Annotated in this window: 19 protein-coding genes and 1 tRNA gene; 10 read left to right on the top strand and 10 right to left on the bottom strand. The window is 68.9% G+C overall.

Translation table 11 applies throughout. The features are described 5' to 3' along the window. Positions 1–27: 27 nt before the first annotated feature. On the bottom strand, positions 28–1155 hold the full coding sequence (locus G4H71_RS06800; protein WP_072736358.1) for a pyridoxal phosphate-dependent aminotransferase: 1128 nt from the start codon (positions 1153–1155) through the stop codon (positions 28–30). Positions 1156–1650: 495 nt separating this feature from the next. After that, positions 1651–2901, bottom strand: coding sequence for a phosphoribosylamine--glycine ligase (purD, locus tag G4H71_RS06805; protein ID WP_072736186.1), 1251 nt, complete (start codon positions 2899–2901; stop codon positions 1651–1653). A gap of 131 nt (positions 2902–3032) precedes the next feature. Here purD and G4H71_RS06810 point away from each other — a divergent pair, with 131 nt between their 5' ends. The 3 genes from G4H71_RS06810 to G4H71_RS06820 all read left to right on the top strand — a co-directional run bounded on the left by G4H71_RS06810 (position 3033) and on the right by G4H71_RS06820 (position 4849). After that, the gene (locus G4H71_RS06810) at positions 3033–3449 is read left to right on the top strand and encodes a pyridoxamine 5'-phosphate oxidase family protein (RefSeq protein WP_072736187.1); all 417 of its coding nucleotides are present in this window, start codon (positions 3033–3035) and stop codon (positions 3447–3449) included. A 40-nt stretch (positions 3450–3489) separates the two neighbouring features. After that, positions 3490–3915, top strand: coding sequence for an HIT family protein (locus G4H71_RS06815; protein ID WP_072736188.1), 426 nt, complete (start codon positions 3490–3492; stop codon positions 3913–3915). Positions 3916–3997: 82 nt separating this feature from the next. Beyond that, complete coding sequence (locus tag G4H71_RS06820) at positions 3998–4849, top strand: oxygenase MpaB family protein (RefSeq protein WP_083342813.1); 852 nt, start codon at positions 3998–4000, stop codon at positions 4847–4849. Positions 4850–4868: 19 nt separating this feature from the next. Here G4H71_RS06820 and G4H71_RS06825 read toward each other — a convergent pair whose 3' ends face one another. The 3 genes from G4H71_RS06825 to G4H71_RS06835 all read right to left on the bottom strand — a co-directional run bounded on the left by G4H71_RS06825 (position 4869) and on the right by G4H71_RS06835 (position 7286). Then, positions 4869–6299 carry a sensor histidine kinase gene (locus G4H71_RS06825; RefSeq protein ID WP_246442495.1) on the bottom strand — a complete coding sequence of 477 codons (1431 nt, stop codon included), beginning with the start codon at positions 6297–6299 and terminating at the stop codon, positions 4869–4871. After that, positions 6296–6991, bottom strand: a complete 696-nt coding sequence (locus G4H71_RS06830) for a response regulator transcription factor (protein ID WP_072736361.1) — start codon at positions 6989–6991, stop codon at positions 6296–6298. The genes G4H71_RS06825 and G4H71_RS06830 overlap by 4 nt, the downstream gene beginning before the upstream one ends. A 157-nt stretch (positions 6992–7148) precedes the next feature. Then, complete coding sequence (locus G4H71_RS06835; RefSeq protein ID WP_169847101.1) at positions 7149–7286, bottom strand: hypothetical protein; 138 nt, start codon at positions 7284–7286, stop codon at positions 7149–7151. Positions 7287–7473: 187 nt separating this feature from the next. Here G4H71_RS06835 and G4H71_RS06840 point away from each other — a divergent pair, with 187 nt between their 5' ends. After that, positions 7474–8280 (top strand): ABC transporter, encoded by an 807-nt coding sequence (locus G4H71_RS06840; RefSeq protein ID WP_072736189.1) that lies wholly within the window; start codon positions 7474–7476, stop codon positions 8278–8280. 179 nt (positions 8281–8459) lie between these two features. On the opposite strand, the gene G4H71_RS06845 is transcribed toward G4H71_RS06840, so the two are convergent. Continuing rightward, a complete protein-coding gene (locus G4H71_RS06845; RefSeq protein ID WP_072736190.1) occupies positions 8460–9347 on the bottom strand; it encodes a LysR family transcriptional regulator in 888 nt (295 codons plus the stop codon). A gap of 151 nt (positions 9348–9498) precedes the next feature. Between G4H71_RS06845 and G4H71_RS06850 the strand changes: the two genes are divergently transcribed. Together G4H71_RS06850 and G4H71_RS06855 are read left to right on the top strand one after the other, a co-directional pair. Then, a complete protein-coding gene (locus G4H71_RS06850) occupies positions 9499–10815 on the top strand; it encodes an NAD(P)/FAD-dependent oxidoreductase (RefSeq protein ID WP_072736362.1) in 1317 nt (438 codons plus the stop codon). Between the two features lie 150 nt (positions 10816–10965). Further along, positions 10966–12342, top strand: coding sequence for an MCE family protein (locus G4H71_RS06855; RefSeq protein ID WP_072736191.1), 1377 nt, complete (start codon positions 10966–10968; stop codon positions 12340–12342). A 71-nt stretch (positions 12343–12413) separates the two neighbouring features. Here the strand turns inward: G4H71_RS06855 and G4H71_RS06860 are convergent. Next, a tRNA-Thr gene (locus tag G4H71_RS06860) sits at positions 12414–12488 on the bottom strand. A gap of 153 nt (positions 12489–12641) precedes the next feature. Here G4H71_RS06860 and G4H71_RS06865 point away from each other — a divergent pair. Beyond that, entirely contained in the window at positions 12642–14123 is a 1482-nt protein-coding gene (locus G4H71_RS06865) for a threonine/serine exporter family protein (RefSeq protein ID WP_072736192.1), read from the top strand. A 63-nt stretch (positions 14124–14186) separates the two neighbouring features. On the opposite strand, the gene G4H71_RS06870 is transcribed toward G4H71_RS06865, so the two are convergent. The 3 genes from G4H71_RS06870 to G4H71_RS06880 all read right to left on the bottom strand — a co-directional run bounded on the left by G4H71_RS06870 (position 14187) and on the right by G4H71_RS06880 (position 16748). Then, positions 14187–14435 (bottom strand): MbtH family protein, encoded by a 249-nt coding sequence (locus G4H71_RS06870; RefSeq protein ID WP_072736193.1) that lies wholly within the window; start codon positions 14433–14435, stop codon positions 14187–14189. Then, positions 14432–15769, bottom strand: coding sequence for a lysine N(6)-hydroxylase/L-ornithine N(5)-oxygenase family protein (locus G4H71_RS06875; RefSeq protein WP_072736194.1), 1338 nt, complete (start codon positions 15767–15769; stop codon positions 14432–14434). The genes G4H71_RS06870 and G4H71_RS06875 overlap by 4 nt, the downstream gene beginning before the upstream one ends. Positions 15770–15944: 175 nt before the next feature. Next, entirely contained in the window at positions 15945–16748 is an 804-nt protein-coding gene (locus tag G4H71_RS06880) for an alpha/beta fold hydrolase (RefSeq protein ID WP_072736195.1), read from the bottom strand. Positions 16749–16971: 223 nt separating this feature from the next. On the opposite strand from G4H71_RS06880, the gene G4H71_RS06885 reads away from it, so the two are divergent. The 3 genes from G4H71_RS06885 (at position 16972) to G4H71_RS06895 (ending at position 19398) form a co-directional block, all read left to right on the top strand. After that, the gene (locus tag G4H71_RS06885) at positions 16972–17493 is read left to right on the top strand and encodes an LpqN/LpqT family lipoprotein (protein WP_072736196.1); all 522 of its coding nucleotides are present in this window, start codon (positions 16972–16974) and stop codon (positions 17491–17493) included. Positions 17494–17663: 170 nt separating this feature from the next. Further along, positions 17664–17837: a hypothetical protein gene (locus G4H71_RS06890; protein ID WP_169847108.1), complete on the top strand. Its 174-nt coding sequence runs from the start codon at positions 17664–17666 to the stop codon at positions 17835–17837. A 28-nt stretch (positions 17838–17865) separates the two neighbouring features. After that, positions 17866–19398, top strand: a complete 1533-nt coding sequence (locus G4H71_RS06895; protein ID WP_072736197.1) for an alpha,alpha-trehalose-phosphate synthase (UDP-forming) — start codon at positions 17866–17868, stop codon at positions 19396–19398. Positions 19399–19408 lie beyond the last annotated feature (10 nt).

Genomic DNA, 19408 nt, shown 5'->3' on the forward strand with positions numbered 1-19408 from the left:
TTTCGGCACACGAACTGCAAGATTCGACTAGTTTCGGCCCCTGTTCCGGGCCGGTAGGGAACGCAGGCGGGCGATCGCCTCCTCCACGTCCGCCGTCGCCCCCGCGAAGGACAGCCGGACGGTGCGGTGTCCACGCACGGGGTCGAAGTCGATCCCGGGTGCGAGAGCCACGCCGGTCTCGTGCAGCAACCTCGCGCACCAGGCCGACGAATCGTCGGTGAGCCCGCCGATGTCGGCGTAGACGTAGAACGCACCGTCCGCGGGGGCCAGGTCCGCGAATCCCAGGTCGGGCAGGCCCTTCAGCAGCAGGCCCCGGTTGACGGCGTAGCGGGCGACGTGCCCGGACAGTTCGGCGCGCGACGCGTCGGTGAACGCCGCGACGGCCGCGTGCTGGGAGATCGCCGGCGGACACACGGTCATGTTCGACGCGAGACGCTGCAACGGACGGCGCAGCCGAGGCGGGGCGAGCATCCAGCCGAGGCGCCACCCGGTCATGGAGAAGTACTTCGACACCGAGCCGATCACGACCGCGTCGCGCGAGGTCTCCCAGGCGCTACTCGTCCGCTGTTCGCCGAACTCGATGCCGTGATAGATCTCGTCGGAGACGAGCAGGGTGCCGTGTTCGTCGCACCAGCGGGCCAGGGCCGCCAGTTCGGCGGCGTCGATGACCGTCCCGGTGGGGTTGGCGGGGCTCGCCACGATCAGGCCCGCGGGCGGTTCCGGGAGCGCCTCGAGCATGTCGACGGTGGGTTGGAACCGGGTGTCGGCGCCGCATTCGAGTTCGACCACCGCACAGCCGAGCGCGGCGAGCGTGTTGCGGTAGGCCGGGTAGCCCGGTCGCGTGACGACGACGGTGTCTCCCGCGTCGAAGGCCGCCAGGAACAGGAGTGTGAACGCGCCCGACGATCCGGTGGTGACCACGACGTCGTCCGCGTCGACCTCCACGTCGTAGCGAGTGGCGTGGTACCGCGCGATTGCCGTGCGCAGTTCGGGAATCCCGAAGGTCTCGGTGTAGCCGAGCAGTTCGGTGTCGAGCGCAGAGCGGGTCGCGGCGAGTACCGGCCGAGGTGCCGGGGTCGACGGCTGCCCGGCCGCGAGCGACAGGACGTCACCGTGCGTGCGCCGGCGTTCCGCCGCCGCCTTCCACACGTCCATGACATGGAAGGTCTCGATCTGGGATCGCCGTGATTCGGCGCGTTCGGCTCGCACGCACCCGACGGTAGCGGGTCCACACGAGACGAGGCGGTGCGCATCCCGGCTCCCGTGACCGGGCCGGGCGTACGCACCGCCTCGTTCGACTATCGCGCTGTCCGACTATCCGTCGCGACGTACCTCGGGCGTCAGAGCCCACCCAGCAGCAGGTGCAGAAGATCCCCGACGATTCCGATGAGTCCGGCAACGAGTCCCATGGTGATTCCCTTCGTCTTCGGCATCCGCTTCGAAGCGGCGCCCTTCACGTGAACCCGCCGGGTGAACCATCGCGGAACCACCCGGCGGGGCTCGATGTTCGAGCCGGGAACGAACCTAGGAAGGCCCTGTTGCCTGTTTGTTGCCGGTAGGTAATGAACCGTCCGGACCGGAGAAACCTGTCACCCGGCCCGCGAAAAACCGCCGGTGACAAGGAAATTGGTCGATCGTTCAGATCGACATTCAGATCGAGATACGGCCTTCGACGGCGGCCAGTCCGATGTCGGTGCGGTAGTGGCCACCCGGCAGTCCGACGCCCGCGAGCTTCTCGTACGCGTCGGCGCGAGCGCCCGCCAGATCCGCGCCGACACCGACGACGGCGAGCACTCGTCCCCCTGCCGAGACGATCTTGCCGTCCACGGACTTCGTTCCCGCGTGCAGCACTCCCTCGGCGTCCGCACCCGTGATCACGTCTCCGGTGCGGGGCGTCGCCGGGTAGTACTCCGCGGCGAGGACGACGGTGACCGCTGCACCGTCGCGCCAACGGGGCGGTGCCACCGAGTCCAGCGTTCCGGTGGCGGTGGCGTTCAGCAGTTCGCCGAGGGGACTGTCGAGGAGAGCGAGGACCGCCTGTGTCTCGGGGTCGCCGAAGCGGCAGTTGAACTCGACGACGGCCGGCCCGTCCTTCCCGATCGCCAGCCCGGCGTAGAGCAGACCGCTGAACGGCGAACCCCGCTTCACCAACTCGGCGGCGACGGGCTCGACGACGTTCTCGACGATCTCGGCGACGGTCTCCTCGGGCAGCCACGGCAGCGGCGTGTAGGCGCCCATGCCGCCGGTGTTGGGCCCGGTGTCGCCGTCGCCGACCCTCTTGTGGTCCTGCGCCGGGAGCAGGGGGACGACGGTCTCGCCGTCCACCAGACAGAACAGGGACACCTCGGGCCCGTCGAGATAGGACTCCAGCAACACCGGGTGACCGCTCTCGAGCAGTTCGGCGGCATGCGCGCGAGCGATGTCCCGGTCGGTGGTCACGACGACACCCTTACCGGCCGCGAGACCGTCGTCCTTGACGACCCAGTGCGGACCGAACCGGTCCAGCGCCTCGTCGAGCCTGGCGGGGGTGTCCACCACCTCGCTGTGCGCGGTGCGCACGCCGGCGGACGCCATGACGTCCTTGGCGAAGGCCTTGGAACCTTCGATCCTGGCCGCGTCGGCGGACGGCCCGAAGCACGCGATCCCGGCCTCCCGGACGGCGTCCGCGACCCCGAGGACCAGCGGCACTTCCGGGCCGATGACCACGAGGTCGGCAGCGAGCGACTTCGCCAGGGCGACCACCGCGTCCTTGGAGGCGACGTCGACGGAATGCTGCTCGGCGATCTCCGCCGTGCCCGCGTTGCCGGGGGCGCACATCAGCGCCGAAACGCCGGGGTCGCGGGAGAGGGCGAGCAGGAGGGCATGTTCACGGGCACCGGAGCCGATAACGAGTACGCGCACGGCCTTCAGACTACGGCCTGCGCCGGCCGGGTTTGGCAGCGGTAGGGCGGCGGGTATCCGCCGGTACCGACCCGAACGGCGACCTGCCCCGAGGAACGTCCCGCGTGGCGACGAGCGAGGAGTGATCGACGATGAGCGAACCCGTGACCCACCCCGGTGGCGAGCCCCTGTCCGAGGACCGGTGCTGGGAGCACCTCGCGACGTCGAATCTCGGCCGCCTGATCGTGGTGGTCGAGGGCCGCCCGGAAGTGTTCCCGGTGAACTACGCGGTCGGCGATCGCACCGTGGTGTTCCGGACCGGGGAGGGGGACAAACTCGCGGAGCTGACCGTGTACCCGAACATCGCCTTCGAGGTCGACCACGTCGACGAGACCCTCGCGTGGAGCGTGGTACTGCACGGACGGGCCCGCACGCTGACGCACTACGACGAGATCCAGCGCGCGGAGGAACTCGATCTGCACGCGTGGGCACCCGGCGAGAAGTACAACTTCGTCGTGATCGAACCCGCCGACCTCACCGGACGCAGATTCACCCGCACCCCCGCCTGACCCGGTCGAGGAACGGAGCCGGCGGAGATAGCCTCACGACATGCCTTCAGTATTCAGCGCCATCATCAACGGGGACCTCCCCGGCCGGTTCGTGTGGGAGGACGACAACGTCGTCGCCTTCCTCACCATCGCCCCTGTCACCCAGGGACACACCCTGGTCGTGCCACGACGCGAGGTCGACCAGTGGCAGGAGGTGGACGGCGAGCTGTTCGCCGAGGTCACCGATGTCGCGCGATCGGTGGGCCGGGCAGTGCGCACGGCGTTCGACGCCCCGCGGGCCGGGCTGCTCATCGCCGGGCTCGAGGTGCCGCATCTGCACGTGCACGTGTTCCCCGCCTACGACATGGGCGACTTCGACATCAGCAAGGCCGACCCGTCCCCCTCACCCGAGTCGCTGGACGAGGCGACCGAGAAACTGCGCGCGGCACTGCGCGAGCTGGGACACGGGGACCGGGTTCCCGACTGACCGAAGCAGGACCCTTTGCTCCCCGATCGCAACTATGCAACAGTTCTCGAAACATTGTTGCATCGCGATCGGGGGCACGAACATGTCGCTCAGGCTCACTGCCGGTCCTGTCACCGAGGACCGGGGCTCCGCCCCGGCCGGAGCGCACGACACCGGCTCGGTCGGGCTCGGGGACATCACCCGGGAGGCATTCCTGTTCCTCGGAGCCGGATCGACGGTGATCCTGCAACTTGCCGAGCCCGGGGTGGGACACGGCGTCGCCGACCACAGCACCACCCTGGACCGGCCGCTGGACCGCCTGCGTACGACGATGACCTACATCTACGCGGTGACGCTGGGCACGGAGGACGAGCGGCGGCGGGTCGTCCGGATGGTGAACAAGGCGCACGTGCCGGTGCGCTCGGCGACGTACAACGCGTTCGATCCGGAACTCCAGCTGTGGGTGGCCGCGACGCTCTATCACGGCGCCGTGGATCTGCACGAGCGCTTCCACGGCCCCCTCGACGACGCGTCCGCCGATCGCGTCTACCGGGAGGCCGCGATCTACGGCACCGCACTGCAGGTCCGCGAGGACATGTGGCCGCAGGACCGTCACGCGTTCCGCGCCTACTGGACCGAGTCGCTGGACAACCTGTCGGTCGACGCCGAGGTCCGTCACTACGTCCGGCAACTATTGCGCGGCGGCCGGGCGCCCCGTCCGATCCGGGCGGCGACGGGCCTCAACCGATTCGTCACGATCGGGCTGCTTCCGCCACAGCTGCGCGAGGCACTCGCGCTCCCGTGGTCGGATCGCGATCAGCGCAGATTCGATCGCCTGATGACGGTCCTGCCGCCCGTGTACAACCGGATGCCGGTGTGGCTGCGCACGCTTCCGTCGCGGTACTACCTGCGGGACATGCGGCGCCGACTCGCCGCGCATCGGCACGTGATCTGACGCCACGCGAGCGGAACGTCTATGCGGGCGGTGCGGGCCGTTCCCCCCGGAAGGGCAGTTCCACCCGGAAGACGGATCCCTCCCCCGGCCGGGACCGCACCGTGACCGACCCGCCGTGCGCCGCGACGAGGGCCGCGACGATCGACAAGCCGAGTCCGGACCCTCCCGTACTCCGTGAACGGGACGAATCGGCACGGTAGAACCGCTCGAACACCCGGCCCACCTCACTCTCGTCGAGACCGGGGCCGGTGTCCGACACCTCGATCACGGCGGTTCGCTCACCCGTCTCCAGTCGCACCATGACGTCGGCGTCCGCGGGCGTGTGTTCGATCGCGTTGGCGAGCAGGTTCCCGAGGACCTGACGCAGCCGCGCCTCGTCGCCGACGACTTCCGCGCGCGTGACGTCCTGGGACACGCCGAGCGAGATCGATCGCTCCGGCGCCGTCGCGCGCGCGGCGTGCACCGCGTCGGTACAGACCCCCAACAGATCCACCGTCTCCTGTGCGATCGGCCGCTGCGCGTCGAGCCGGGCGAGCATCAGCAGGTCCTCCACCAGCAATCCCATCCGCTGCGCCTCCCCCTCGATCCTGGCGAGCACCAGTGCCGAGTCGGTGGTCGCCCCCTGCCGATGGAGTTCGGCGAAGCCTCGGATGGTGGTCAGCGGAGTCCGCAACTCGTGGCCTGCGTCGGCGACGAATCGCCGCATGTTCTCCTCGGATCGACGGGCGGCCTCCTCGGACGCTTCCGTCTGCGCGAAGGCCCGCTGGATCTGCGCGAGCATGCCGTTCAACGCGGCCGACAGTCGCCCGACCTCGGTACGCACGCCGCGCTCCGGTATCCGCCGGTGCAGATCCCCGCCCGCGATCGCCGCCGCGGTCTCCTCGACGTCGGCAAGCGGACGCAGGCTGCGGCGCACCACCGCATACGCGGCACCGCCCAGCAACAGCAGGACCAGCACACCGACTCCGGCCTGCAGGAGCACGAGCCGCCGCACGGTCTGGTCGTTGTCGGCGAGCGACATCGCGACGGTCGTGCTCGCACCGTCGGGGGCCACCACGGTGAGGGCACGCCAGCGCTGCGATCCGTCCACCGACTCGACGGTCGTCGGCGCCCCGAAGGTCTGTCCGGCGACGTCCGGATCGCTCTCGGCATCGTTGAACGTCTGCTGCTCCGTGCCGTCGGGGCCGGTGGTCTGCACGAAGAACAGGCTCGGTGGCCGCTGCGGGTTGGGTCCCCCCGCTCCCGGCGGCGGTGGAGGCGGCAACTCCCGTGGGCGCGCCCACCCGTCGGTGGCCTCCTGCAGCTGCGCGTCCACCCGGCCGGTGAGCGAATCGTCCAGTGCCGACGTCACCGCGACACCGGACACCGCCAGCCCGGCCGCGGCCAGGACGACCACGACCGCCACCAGGCTCCAGCGCAGCGGCACCCCGGGGCCGGCCCGAGCGGTCACGGGCGCGGCTCGCGCAGGACGTAGCCGACGCCGCGCAGGGTGTGGAGGAGCGGCGTCGGCCCGGTGTCGACCTTCCGGCGCAGGTACGAGACGTAGGACTCGACCACGCCCACCTCACCGCCGAAGTCGTAGTTCCAGACGTGATCGAGGATCCGGGGCTTGCTCAGCACCGTGCCCGCGTTGACCACGAAGTAGCGCAGCAGGGTGAACTCGGTGGGCGACAACGACACCGGCTCACCCGCCTTCCACACCTCCCGGGTGTCGTCGTCGAGTTCGATGTCCGCGAATCGCAGGCGCGAGGTCCGCTCGGCGCCGGGCAGCGCGCCCGAGCGGCGGAGGATCACCCGCAACCGCGCGACCACCTCCTCGAGACTGAAGGGTTTGGTCACGTAGTCGTCGGCGCCGAGCGTGAGCCCGGCGACCTTGTCCGCCACGGCGTCCTTCGCGGTGAGGAACAGGACGGGCGCCTCGATGCCGTCTGCGCGAAGGCGTTTCAGCAACCCGAACCCGTCCATCCCCGGCATCATCACGTCGAGGATCAGGGCGTCCGGACGGAATCTCCGCGCGACGTCGAGACCCTCGGCACCGCCCGAGGCGGTGGCCACCTCGAACCCCTGGAATCTCAGGCTCACCGCGAGCAACTCGACGATGGTCTCCTCGTCGTCGACCACCAGTACGCGAGTACCGGCCACCGCGTCGTCGGCGTCGGGGACCCCGCGTCCGCGGGGAGCGCCGGCCGGTGAACGGAAACTGTCGTTGTCGGGCACGGTTCCATCGTGACCCGGACCGCTGGAGCTCCGCTGGGTGTTCCCTGGGAGATGCCTGTGAGTGTCGCCCCGCAGGTAGCCGTCAGTTGACGACGATGTTGAGGTTGAGCACCAGTCCGCCGAACGTCAACACGGTGTTCGCCAGACCGATCGTGACTCCACTGTTGAGCGCACCGAGCAGCCCGAGTAGACCGTTCTCCATCGTGACCCCCTGGATCATGTGTCCTGAGTGGAAAATTCGCCGACCATACGACTGAAACGGTAGGGCAAAACCGACTCGCGCGGATCGATACGGCGAACTACGGGCGGGCGGATGCCCGGGTCCGGCTCCGCGGGCACACCTGCGCCGTCCCCGGCTGCCGTCCGCGTCGTGTCGTAGATGTGTGTCGCGGGTTACAGTGACTTCCATGAACCTGGTTTCGATCGTCACCGCCCCGGTTCGGTTCGGTCTCGCCGTCACCGAGGCCGGACTGGGGATCGCCGAGCTGGCCGTGGGCACGGCCCGGGCCGCGGTGGTCAGCACCGGTGTCGTGACCACCGGCGCCACCACCTTCGCCTCGTCCACGGCGGCGCCGCTCCAGATGATCCAGCAGTTGTCGACCCTGACCGCGACGGACCGGCCGCTGGGACAGGCGCTGGCACCGGGCGGCCCGCTCGATCGGCTGCTGGCCCCCGGCGGTCCGGTCGATCGCCTCACCGCCACGGACGGCACGCTCGAACGCCTCCTCGTACCGGGCGGACCCCTGGATCGGGTCCTCGCCGAGGACGGGCCACTCGACCGGGTCCTCGCCGAGGACGGAGCACTGGAACGGCTGCTGGCGCCGGGCGGCCTGCTCGACCGCCTCACCGCGGTGGACGGTCCGCTCGAGCGACTGACCGCGGAGGACGGCGCCGTCGAGAGGCTCACCGCCCAGGGCGGCCTCGTCGATCGAGCACTGGCCGAGAACGGCATCCTCGAGACGCTCCTCGCCGAGGGCGGCGCGTTCGAGCGACTCATTGCCGAAGACGGGCCACTCGATCAGATCGTGGCGCTCTCCGAGACACTCACCTCGTTGGCACCGAACCTCGAACGGATGAGTGCGAGCATCGACCTGCTGCAGGAGACGGTCGGCGTCCTCAGCGCCGCCGTCGGGCCGCTCGGCGACCTGGCCGGCCGCCTGCCCGGCCGGTGGCTCAAGAGTGGCAAGGGAGACCGGCCGGAACTGCCGATCTGACCGTTCGGGGCGCTCAGGCCTCGATGTCGAGGTGGAGCACCATTCCGCCGAAGCTCGACGCCGTGGGGCTCGTCGTCGATCTCGTTCCCACGACATCGAGCGATTCGATCTCAGGTATGACACACGGGGACGCCGGTACGGCGAAAAGCGACGAACGTTCCCGCCGCGGAACTCCCTCGTCAGCGCGTGTCGTCGGCCATCGACTCGCGCAGCGCCTGGACGACGCCGGCCATCGCCGGGCTGGTGAGCGCTCCACTGCGTACCACCCCGCACACCGGGATTCGTAGGCGATCGTCCGCCTCCCGCATCAGCTGCAGGCCCTTGATCGGGGTGTCGCCGGCGTTCGTCGGATAGAGGACGGTCCATGCTCGGGGGTTGGTGATGACATCCAGCACGGCACGGTGATCCCGCGCGACCGCGGGCCCGAGTTGCACGCGCCTGCCCACCTCGCGGAACGCGTTCTCCACCACCGTGTGGATGAGGATCTGACTCTGCCGCGGCGGAAGCAGCAGCGGGTAGGGGGCGAGCTCGCCGATCTCGACCGTCGAGAACGCGGACAGCGGGTGTTCCCGCGACGTGACGATGACCAGGTCCTCGACCCCGAGCTCGACGGTCTCGAGGCCGGGCCGATCGGCGTGCCCGCGGATCAGCGCGATGTCGGCGTCCCCGGAGACGACGGCGTCGATGCGGTCGGTGAAGCTCTTGATGACGAACTCGATGTCCATGTCCCGATACACCTCGCGCACCCGGGCGATGGCGTCGAGGCTGCGGTTCGCGAAGCTCATGTTGGCGGTGATCCGGATCCGGTTGCGTGGCTCGCGGGCCACCGCGTACGCCCTCGCCTCGAGGCTGAGCACCTGCTGCGCGATCGGCACCAGCCGGGATCCGGCCGGGGTGATCCGCACGACGCGGGTGGAACGCTCGAACAGCGCGGTGCCCAGTTCCTTCTCCAGCCGGGTCACCTGGTGGCTGATCGCGGACTGGGAGATGAAGCAGCGTCCCGCCGCGCGGGAGAAGCTGAGTTCCTCACTCACCGCGAGGAAGTACCGCAGCTGTCGAAAGTCCATGTCGACATCCTACTTATGAGCGATCGAGATAATACTTCGGCGAACCTGCCTGCTGAGTGGCCCGGGAGGGCTGTCCGTCCCTACCGTGGCACTCATACATCGCATCGGGATAGATCGCACCGGGTGGAGGGTTCACGTGGGTAACGAAGAGTTGGATCGGACCGAAGTCGTCATCGTCGGCTCGGGCTTCGGCGCACTTGCCGCAGCCGAGAAGCTGGGCAAGGCGGGCAAGCGGTTCGTTCTCGTCTCCGAGACCACCGAGCACCTGTTCCAGCCGCTGCTGTACCAGGTCGCGACGGGCGTACTGTCGCCCGCCGAGATCGCGCCGCCGATCCGCGCCATCCTCGCCAAGTACCCGACGGGCGACGTCCGCCTGGGCCGGGTCATCGACGTCCGCCCCGATGCGCGTGAGGTCGCCTATGTCTCCGGAGGCGTGGTCCGCACCCTCGGATACCAATCGTTGATCGCCGCCACCGGCGCTCGTCAGGCGTACTTCGGCCGGGACGAGTTCGAGAAGGTCACCTTCGCACTCAAGACCGTCGAGGACGCCGAGAAGCTGCGGCGGCAGATCCTGCGCTGCTTCGAGGAAGCGCACACGACCACCGATCCGGAGCACCGCCGGAATCTGCTGAGCTTCGTCGTGATCGGCGCGGGCCCCACCGGCGTCGAGCTGGCCGGGCAGATCCAGGAGCTCGCGAGCCGCTACTTCGAGCGGTCGTTCCACGGTATCGACGCCGACGACGTCACTGTCACCCTGGTCGACGGCGCGGGCGAGGCACTGCCCGCGTTCGGCGGCAAGCTCAGCGAGTACACCAAGACTTCGCTCGAGAAGGCGGGAGTCGAGGTGGTGCTGAACACGATGGTCACCGACATCGACGACCACGGTGCGACGCTGTCCGCGCCGAGCACCGGAATGCAGAAGCGCCTCACCGCGGAGACGGTCATCTGGTCGGCCGGCGTGCGCGCCAACGATTTCGCCGGAGTGCTCGCCGAACGCACGGGCTGCGAGACCGACCGCGCCGGGCGGCTGCTGGTGAACCCGGACCTGACCGTCGGCGGCTACGCGGACGTCTTCGCCGTCGGCGACATGACGAACCTGGACAATCTGCCGGGCCAGTCGCCGGTCGCCATGCAGGGTGGCCGCCACGTGGCCAAGATGGTCATCGGCAAGGTCCAGCGCGGCACCCCGTTCAAGTACCGCGACAAGGGCAGCATGGCGATCATCAATCGCTTCCGTGCCGTCACGCGGGTCAGCAAGATCGAGCTGACCGGCATGATCGCCTGGGTGGCATGGCTCGCGGTGCACCTCTACTACCTCATCGGCTTCCGGAACCGTGCGGTGACGGTGATGTCGTGGATCGGGTCCTTCCTGGGCCGGCAGCGGCCGCACTTCCACCTCGCGCAGGATTCGAGCGTGGTCACGTCGATGGAGAATTCCGACAGTCCCCGGGAGTCGCACGCGGCGTGAGGGCGGCCGCACCGGCCCCCGACGATGACCGGACGCGCAGAACTTACCGTCGAGTAATGTAGGTCATAACCACTTCCCACAGCCTTCCGCTAGCGTTCCCCGCCGACTACTGGACATCAGTCCAGGTGCGGCGAGAGCGGTGAGGTTCCGGTGGGCGAGACGACGGTCGGTCTCTACGACGACACGACGACGGGTCGACGCCGGGTACTCGGCGTCGTGTTCGTCCTGGTTCTCGGCCTGTTCGTGTACGGCACGGTGAGCATCTACGCGCGCACCTTCGAGCGGGTGGTGACGGTGTCGCTCGTGACCGACACGGTCGGGAACTCCCTGCCGCAGAACGCCGACGTCAAGGTACGCGGCCTCATCGTCGGCCAGGTGCGCTCGTCCCACACCGACGGCGTGCAGGTCACCTCCGAACTCGCGCTCGATCCGGACAAGGCCGCGCTGATTCCGTCGGACACCACTGCCCGGCTACTGCCGAAGACCCTGTTCGGCGAACGCTATGTCTCCCTCACCATTCCGAGAACCACGGCGGCAGAGCCCGTCCACGACGGCGACACGATCCGTCAGGACGCGAGCGGCAACGCGATCGAGGTGGGCCGCGTCCTGGACGGGCTTCTCCCCCTCCTTCGGGCAGTGCCCCCCGAGAGCCTGTCCAGCACGCTGGGCGCACTGTCCCAGGGACTCGCCGGGCGCGGCACGGAGCTGGGATTCACGCTCGATCGGCTCGAGGAGATCTTCGGGGCCGTCACCGACGAGCTGCCGAATCTCCAGGCCGGCCTGCGCGGCCTCGCGGACTTCTCCCGGACGTACGCCGACGCCGCCCCGGACCTGGTGAACGCCCTGGACAACCTGCGTGTCACGGGGAACACCGTCGTCGAGCGCCGCAACGAACTGGTGGCACTCCTGGCCTCCGCCACCGCGACGTCCGGGTCCACCGCGGACCTGCTGGCAGCGAATGCCGATGCGGTGATCACGATTTCGGCCGATTCCCGGGAGGCACTGCAGATCCTCGGCCGCTACTCCCCGTCACTGGGTTGCATCCTGGGCGGTTTCGCCCGTACCGCACCGGATGCGCGCGAGGTGATGGCGGCCGACAATCCGCATCCCGGAGTCCGCGCGAACATCCAGCTCGTCAACCCGAAGGGCCGGTATCTACCCAACCAGGACGAACCCCGCATGCGCGACGACCGCGGCCCCAGCTGCGAGGACTCGTACAAGGAAGCCGACCGGCCGTTCCCGCAGTATCCGGGCGGCACCTCCCGCAACGACGGCGCCTACCCGGTGCCGTCCCGCAATCCCGGCTCGAGCCGGCCGCTGGAGATCTTCCCCGCCCCGGAGGGCGTGCCGAACGTGGTGCCCCGCTGGACCGGCGCGCAGGCGTCGTATGTGGGCTCGAAAGCCGAGCAGGACACCCTCGACGTCGTCTACGGCGAGGCGAACGGGCTGGCCCCGGAGGACGTCCCCGGCTGGACGACGACACTGGGCGCGCCCGCGCTGCGCGGTGCGGACGTCAGCATCCGCTGATCCCTCCCCCGAAACGGGTGAAGGTGGCCTTCGACCGGTCTGACCGGTCGAAGGCCACCTTCACCCAGGAGTGGAGCCCCCTGTCAGGATTGAACTGACGACCTTTCGCTTACAAGGCGAGTGCTCTACCACTGAGCTAAGGAGGCGTGGCGACGCGGCCCATCATATCGGGTGACGTTGCGTCGTCACGCACTGCCCGCATTCGTTACCGTGGTGGCCATGCGTGCCCCTCTTCCCTCTCGGCGACCGGGACGTGACGACCTCGTCCGCCCGGGTGGAAAGACGCGCTGAGCGGGCGAATGGTGAGATTCAGCGAACTTCTCGATCGCCTGACCGGAGAGCGGCTCGCCACCGTCGACACGGTGCTGGCCGCGCCGGCTCCACTGCAGCCGATCGACCTGACCGACGACCCTCAGGTCGCCGAGGTCCTCGACCTGGCGGTCCGGATCGGCGAAGTCCTGCTCGCGGCAGGAACGTCCGCCATGGACACCGCCGAGCAGGTCCAGTTCATCGCGGCCACTTACGGTCTGGCCCGCACCGACGTCGACGTCACCTACAACGCGATCCGTCTGTCTGCTCACCGCGGGCCGACGCTGCCACCGGCCAGCACGCTGCGCATGGTGCACTACCGCTCGATGGACTTCACCCGGCTCGCCGCGGTGGACCGGCTCACCCGGCGCATCCGCCGCGAGATGGTGACCCCCCGGGAAGCCCACGAGGCACTCACGGCGCTCACCACCGCGCCCCACCCGTACAACCGCTGGATCGCGACCCTGGCGTGGTCGTCGATGGCGGCGATGATCTCGGTGATGCTCGGTGGCGGCGTCCTCGTCGCATCCGTCGCATTCCTCACCACCACGGTCATCGACCGGGTGAACCGGGTCCTCAACCGCATCGGTCTGCCGTTCTTCTTCCAGCAGGTGATGGGCGGCATCATCGCGGCGGCTCCCGCCGCCACGCTCTATACCTTCCAGGACCAGCTGGGCGTGGACATCCGTCCGTCGCAGATCATCGCAGCGGGCGTGATCGTGCTGCTCTCCGGCCTGTCACTCGTCGGCTCGGTGCAGGATGCGATCACCGGGGCGCCGGTCACCGCAGCGGCCCGCTTCTTCGAGGTCGTGATGATGACCGGCGGCATCATCGCCGGCGTCGGTATCTCACTGAAGGTGACGAGCCTGTTCGGCTCGACGCTGCCACCCACCAACGTGGAGATCACCGCTCTCGCCCCGATGCCGGTCCTGGTCCCCGCGGCGGCTTTCGCCTCGCTGTCGTACGCGCTGGCGTGCTACGCGGAGCGGCGGGCGCTGCCCGCGGCCTGGCTCGGCGGTGCGTTCGGTGCCCTGGTGTTCGCACTCGCCGCCCAGACCAACATCGGGCCGGTCGTCGGGTCCGCCCTGGCAGCGACGGTCGTCGGCTTCGCCGGTGGCCTCATGGCCCGCCGCGCCTTCACGCCCCCACTGATCGTCGCGGTCGCCGGAATCACGCCGCTGCTGCCCGGTCTGTCGATCTATCGTGGTCTGTACGGCCTGCTGGACGACGAGGTGGTCGTGGGGCTGAGCTCTCTGCTCGCCGCGTTCGGTATCGGCTGCGCCCTGGCCGCGGGCGTGACCCTCGGTGAGTGGCTCGCCAGGAAGGTGCGCCGGCCCCGGATCCTGCGGCGCACCGACACGCTGCGCCGCCCGGTCGTCATCCGGCGACCGGTGCGGGTGCGCCGCAGGCGGCCCGGACCCGGCGGCAGAATGCAGAATGTGCCCGGTCCGTCCGGACCGGGCACACCCTGAGAACTACGAAAATCTGCGAACCACGGAGAACTCGCGACACCGCGAGGTACTCGCGCGCCGGGCCTACTTGTCGACGCTGTGCCGACCGCCGGACGTCTCGTCCGCCTCCATCGCCTCGCGCAGGCTGCGCGGACGCATGTCGGTCCAGTTCTTCTCGACGTACTCGAGGCACGCCGCACGACTGTCCTCACCGAACACCACTCGCCATCCGGCGGGCACCTCGGAGAACGTGGGCCACAGCGAATGCTGGTCCTCGTCGTTCACCAGCACGTAGAAGCGGCCGTCTTCGTCGTCGAAAGGATTGGTGCTCATCTCGCCTCGCTCGTCGCGTACGGGTCGGTCTGGTTCACAGTAGCAAGCGTGACCCTGCGGCCACGGCGGGTTAGAACCGAGGTCAGAATCTCGCCGGCACGCACCGCCACGTTGGACAACAGTGACGACGTGAGCCCGTGGGTGCGCTCGGTGCCACCCTGCAGGTAGATACCGGCCTCGATGTCCTCCGAGAGCACGAGACTGTAGTCGCGCGCCACGCCCTGAGCGTTACTCGCCAGGTCCCCGAGCAGCGGTGCCAGCGGTGCCGGCTCGAACCCGGTGGCCAGCACCAGCGCGTCGTAGGTGAGCGTGTCGGTGAGCCCGTCGAGCGCGCTGCGCACCGACACCTCGATGCCGTCGGCCCGGTCGTCGACGGCCACGATCTCCGAGGCCCGGCGCATGAACAACCGCCGGTGACCGCGCACCCGCTCCTGATACTCGGCGGCGTAGAGGTCGTTGATCAGCTCGATGTCCACGCACGAGTAGTTGGTCCCGCGGTGCACCTCGAGCAGCCGGGCGCGTTCCTCGGCGGGCGCACCGTGCAGGTCGTCGACGGCCTCGGGGTCGAAGATCCGGTTGGCGTACGGGCTGTCGTCCGCCGGGCTGTATCCGTACCGCGAGAACACGTTGTGTACCTCGGCGTCCGGGTAGTTCTCGTGCAGGTACTGCACGATCTCCGCGGCACTCTGCCCGGCTCCCAGAACGGCGAAACGCTGGTGGGCCACCTCGGGCATCCGGCCGATACGGGTGAGGAAGTTGTGGTTGTGGAAGCACCGGTCCGAGGGGACGGCCCATTCCGGCAGCCGTTCCCGCAGCCCGGAACCCATCACGACGTTGCGCGCGAGCACCACCGTGCCGTCGCTGCCGGTCACCTCGAACAACTCGGCGACGCCGTCGTCTCCCCGCACCGGCCGTACCTCGGTGACGGCGCTGCCGTACCGGACGTCGACCGCGACCCGGGCCGCCGCCCAACTCAGATAGTCGTTGAACTCGTGCCGGGTGGGGAAGAACGTCTGGTGATTGACGAAGTCCACCAGGCGCCCGCGGTCGTGCAGGTAGGAGAAGAAGGTGTAGGCACTGCGCGGGTTCCGGAAGGTGACCAGGTCCTTCGGGAACGCGATCTGCATCGTCGCACCGTCGAGGAGCATTCCCGGGTGCCAGGAGAACTCCTCGTTCGCCTCGAAGAACAGTGCGGTCAGTCGGTCCTCGGGTGCGCGCGCCTCGTTGTGCTCTTCGATCGCGATGGCCAAGGCCAGGTTGGCCGGCCCGAACCCGATGCCGACGACGTCGCGTACGTCGCGACTGCCTCCGGGCGTACGGGGAGATTCGCTCATGAATTCCGTCCTCGACGTCGTTACCGAACGACGCTCCGGCCGTTCCTGGCTTGAGAGTAGTGAAGGCTACCCTTAACTGGAGGAGACGGTATCAAGTTCCCGAGCGTCACGGCGAGCCCGGGCACCACAGGAGCCGGTGATCCGGGTCACCGCCCGCCGAACACTGCGGCTCGGATCAGCTCGCGAGGAAGTCCACCAGGGCCTTGTTGACCTCGTTCGGGCGTTCCAGGTACCCGTAATGTCCCGCGTCGGGGATCTCCAGGTACTCCGCACCCGGAATCGCGTCCGCCACCTCCTCCGAGAGATACGCCGGAATCATCCGGTCGTCCGCGAATCCGATCGAGAGGCACGGCCGGGTGATCGCGCGGTACGCATCGCGGCGGTCGAAGGAACGATCCATGTCGAGTTGAGCCCGCACCCCCGCCGACGTGGAGCCACCGGAGAACTCGAACAGATCCAGCCAGTCACGCGCGGTGTGCGCATCGACGAGTGAGGCCGGAGACAGATTCATCACCGCGGTCACCGCCGCCCGATACTTGGCGGGCAGGACGACCCCGCTGTCCGCGAGTTCGCGTTCGCCCGCGGACAACGTCTGCTGGAAGTGATCCATCCGCGCGTGCCCGGCGAGGAACACCGCCTTGTGCACCAGATCGGGCCGGGACAGCGTGAGTTCCTGCGCCACCCGCGCGCCCATCGACGTGCCGACGATCCGCGCCGGACCGCCCCCGAGATACTCGACGAGCGCGGCCGTGTCCGCCACCATGTCCGTCATCGAGATGCCGTCGGCACACTCGGCGGTCGGCGCGATTCCGCGATTGTCGAACGTGCAGACCCGGTACCCCGCCGCGACGAGCGCCGGTGTCTGGTGCAGGTCCCACACCCTCCCCGGGCTCCCGGTGCCCATGATCAGCACGACGAGATCCCCCGAGCCCTTGACGTCATGGTTCAGCGGGATCCCGTTGATCGTCGCGATCGTCATGGCCTCATCTCTCCTGGAAATCTCTGGGGAACGTCGGACGGAGGCCCGTCCGATTCGGTCGCGGCCGCACGGCACGCGGACAGTCGTGACATCGTATCGACGCGCCCGTCCGCCCGAGGCGGGACCGGGCGAGTCGGCCCCCGGCACCGGACCCGGGCCTTCCCCACCCGGCCCGGGCACCTCGCCTCGCCCGTCGCGCCGCGGAGTCATTATCGTGAGCGGCATGACGGCGCCCACTCCCCTCGACGAGTACCTCGACAGCGCGGGCATCGGCCGCACCCCGTGCGATCCCGCGGTCCCCGATCACCCCGCCGTCGCCATCCCCCAGCCGGTCGGCTGGGAAGTGGTCGCCCCGGACGCCTTTCCCGGCACCTACCAGGTCCTGGTGCGCCCCGACCGGGTCGTCGACGGGTTCGCACCCAATGCCGTCGTCCTGCACTTCCGCCTGGGCGGAGAGGTCGACGTCGACGATCTGCTCGACTCCGCGCTCGACGATGTCGAACTACTCGCCGACTGGGTGCCGTCCCAGGTCGATGCGAGCCGCTGGAACGGTCACCGGTCGCTGTTCGTCAAGGGCACGTACACGCAGGACGGCTGGGATCTGGCCGTGACCACCCGCCACGTCGTGGTGGAGGACGGTACCGGCACGTACCTCGTCCAGCTGACGATCACCACGGCGGCGAGCCAGCAGGGCGAACTCGGTGGCGATGTGACCGTCATGAACATCGGGCTGGCGCTGGTCTGACGAAGCGGTGTGACGAACACCCTCCGCGGGACTGATCCCCACCTCCGGACCGTTGCACGGTAAGTCAGGTCACGCACCACGGCCGGAAGTGGCATCAGCCGTCCCGATTCTCATAGAGTCGCGGATACACCTACTGCTACACCTGCAGTCGCAAGCCCGGGAGGACAGTCATGGTCACCAAGACCACCGCCGACAACGACATCGCCGACGAGGAACTCGAGCCGGTTGCCGACGAGACTGCGCGGCAGGCGCAGCGTGTCGTGGCGGCTTACGCGGCAGATGCGGACGAGTGCCGCATGCTGCTGTCGATGCTGGGAATCGGCCCGACGAATAAGATCGACTGATACTTCATTCATCGAGCGAAGGAAGAACGTGGCTGAGAGCCGGGAGCCAGCAGAGAGTTCGCAGTCGTCTTCGTCACCGACATCGTCGTCATCGAGCGATCCGGTCTCCCGGCAGGCCGAGTTCGTGGTGGTCGCCAATCGCCTCCCGGTCGACCTCGAACGCCTCCCCGACGGAACCACGAGGTGGAAGCGGAGTCCCGGCGGGCTGGTGACGGCGCTCGAACCCATCCTGCGCAGCAACAAGGGCGCGTGGGTCGGCTGGGCCGGGGTCGCGGACGCGGAACTCGATCCGGTCGTCGAGGACGGCCTCGAGCTCTATCCCGTACCGCTCAGTGCGGGCGAGATCGCCGAATACTACGAGGGCTTCTCGAACGCCACCCTCTGGCCCCTCTACCACGACGTCATCGTCAAACCCGAGTACGACCGCCAGTGGTGGAACAGCTACGTCCAGGTCAACCGCCGATTCGCCGAGGCGACGTCGAACGCGGCCGCCGAGGGCGCGACCGTGTGGATCCAGGACTACCAGCTCCAGCTGGTCCCCAAGATGCTGCGGATGCTGCGCCCCGACCTCACCATCGGCTTCTTCCTGCACATCCCCTTCCCGCCCGTCGAGTTGTTCATGCAGTTGCCATGGCGCACCGAGATCGTCGAGGGTCTCCTCGGCGCCGATCTCATCGGATTCCACCTTCCGGGCGGCGCGCAGAACTTCCTCTACCTGGCCCGACGCCTCGCCGGGCAGCAGACCTCCCGCGGAACCGTCGGGGTGCGGTCGAAACTCGGCGTGGTGCAGGTCGGGTTCCGCACGGTACGAGTCGGCGCCTTCCCCATCTCCATCGCTTCGGGGGTGCTCGACGAGCAGTCCCGCCGCAAGGCGATCCGCGACCGCGCCAAGCAGATCCGCAAGGAGCTGGGCAACCCGAAACACATCATGCTCGGCGTCGACCGCCTCGACTACACCAAGGGAATCGACATCCGTCTGGATGCGCTCTACGAGCTACTGCAGGAGAAGCGGATCGATCCCGAGGACACCGTCATGGTCCAGCTGGCGACGCCGAGCCGCGAACGCGTCGAGAGCTACGTGCAGATGCGCGGTTCGATCGAGCAGACGGTCAGCCGGATCAACGGCGAGTATGCCCAGGTGGGTCGGCCCGTCGTCCACTACATCCACCGGCCCATCCCCCGCGACGAGCTGATCGCGTTCTTCGTCGCGGCAGACGTCATGCTCGTCACTCCGCTGCGCGACGGCATGAACTTGGTGGCCAAGGAGTACGTGGCCTGCCGCAGCGACCTGGGTGGCGCGCTGCTGCTCAGCGAGTTCACCGGCGCCGCAGCGGAATTGCGTCAGGCGTACCTGTGCAATCCGCACGACCTGGACAACACCAAGGACGCGATGGAGCAGGCGCTGAACCAGACTCGTGAGGAGGGGCGCCGCCGGATGCGCGCGCTGCGACGCCAGGTCCTCGCACACGACGTGGACCGCTGGGCGAAGTCGTTCCTCGAGGCGCTCGGGCGCAGCGGTGTCGCCGGTTCCGCGCTGCTGCCACCCACCGATCGCGGGTAGCGCCGAGCCG

Origin of the sequence: Rhodococcus triatomae (assembly GCF_014217785.1) — a bacterium.
Classification (GTDB): Bacteria; Actinomycetota; Actinomycetes; order Mycobacteriales; family Mycobacteriaceae; genus Rhodococcus_F; species Rhodococcus_F triatomae.

Excerpts from the sequence above, each read along its gene's own strand:
- G4H71_RS06800 (WP_072736358.1), bottom strand. The coding sequence starts at position 1,155 with ATGGACGTGTGGAAGGCGGCGGCGGAACGCCGGCGCACGCACGGTGAC.
- G4H71_RS06810 (WP_072736187.1), top strand. The coding sequence starts at position 3,033 with ATGAGCGAACCCGTGACCCACCCCGGTGGCGAGCCCCTGTCCGAGGAC.
- G4H71_RS06815 (WP_072736188.1), top strand. The coding sequence starts at position 3,490 with ATGCCTTCAGTATTCAGCGCCATCATCAACGGGGACCTCCCCGGCCGG.
- G4H71_RS06820 (WP_083342813.1), top strand. The coding sequence starts at position 3,998 with ATGTCGCTCAGGCTCACTGCCGGTCCTGTCACCGAGGACCGGGGCTCC.
- G4H71_RS06835 (WP_169847101.1), bottom strand. The coding sequence starts at position 7,286 with ATGATCCAGGGGGTCACGATGGAGAACGGTCTACTCGGGCTGCTCGGT.
- G4H71_RS06840 (WP_072736189.1), top strand. The coding sequence starts at position 7,474 with ATGAACCTGGTTTCGATCGTCACCGCCCCGGTTCGGTTCGGTCTCGCC.
- G4H71_RS06845 (WP_072736190.1), bottom strand. The coding sequence starts at position 9,347 with ATGGACTTTCGACAGCTGCGGTACTTCCTCGCGGTGAGTGAGGAACTC.
- G4H71_RS06865 (WP_072736192.1), top strand. The coding sequence starts at position 12,642 with ATGGTGAGATTCAGCGAACTTCTCGATCGCCTGACCGGAGAGCGGCTC.
- G4H71_RS06870 (WP_072736193.1), bottom strand. The coding sequence starts at position 14,435 with ATGAGCACCAATCCTTTCGACGACGAAGACGGCCGCTTCTACGTGCTG.
- G4H71_RS06875 (WP_072736194.1), bottom strand. The coding sequence starts at position 15,769 with ATGAGCGAATCTCCCCGTACGCCCGGAGGCAGTCGCGACGTACGCGAC.
- G4H71_RS06880 (WP_072736195.1), bottom strand. The coding sequence starts at position 16,748 with ATGACGATCGCGACGATCAACGGGATCCCGCTGAACCATGACGTCAAG.
- G4H71_RS06885 (WP_072736196.1), top strand. The coding sequence starts at position 16,972 with ATGACGGCGCCCACTCCCCTCGACGAGTACCTCGACAGCGCGGGCATC.
- G4H71_RS06890 (WP_169847108.1), top strand. The coding sequence starts at position 17,664 with ATGGTCACCAAGACCACCGCCGACAACGACATCGCCGACGAGGAACTC.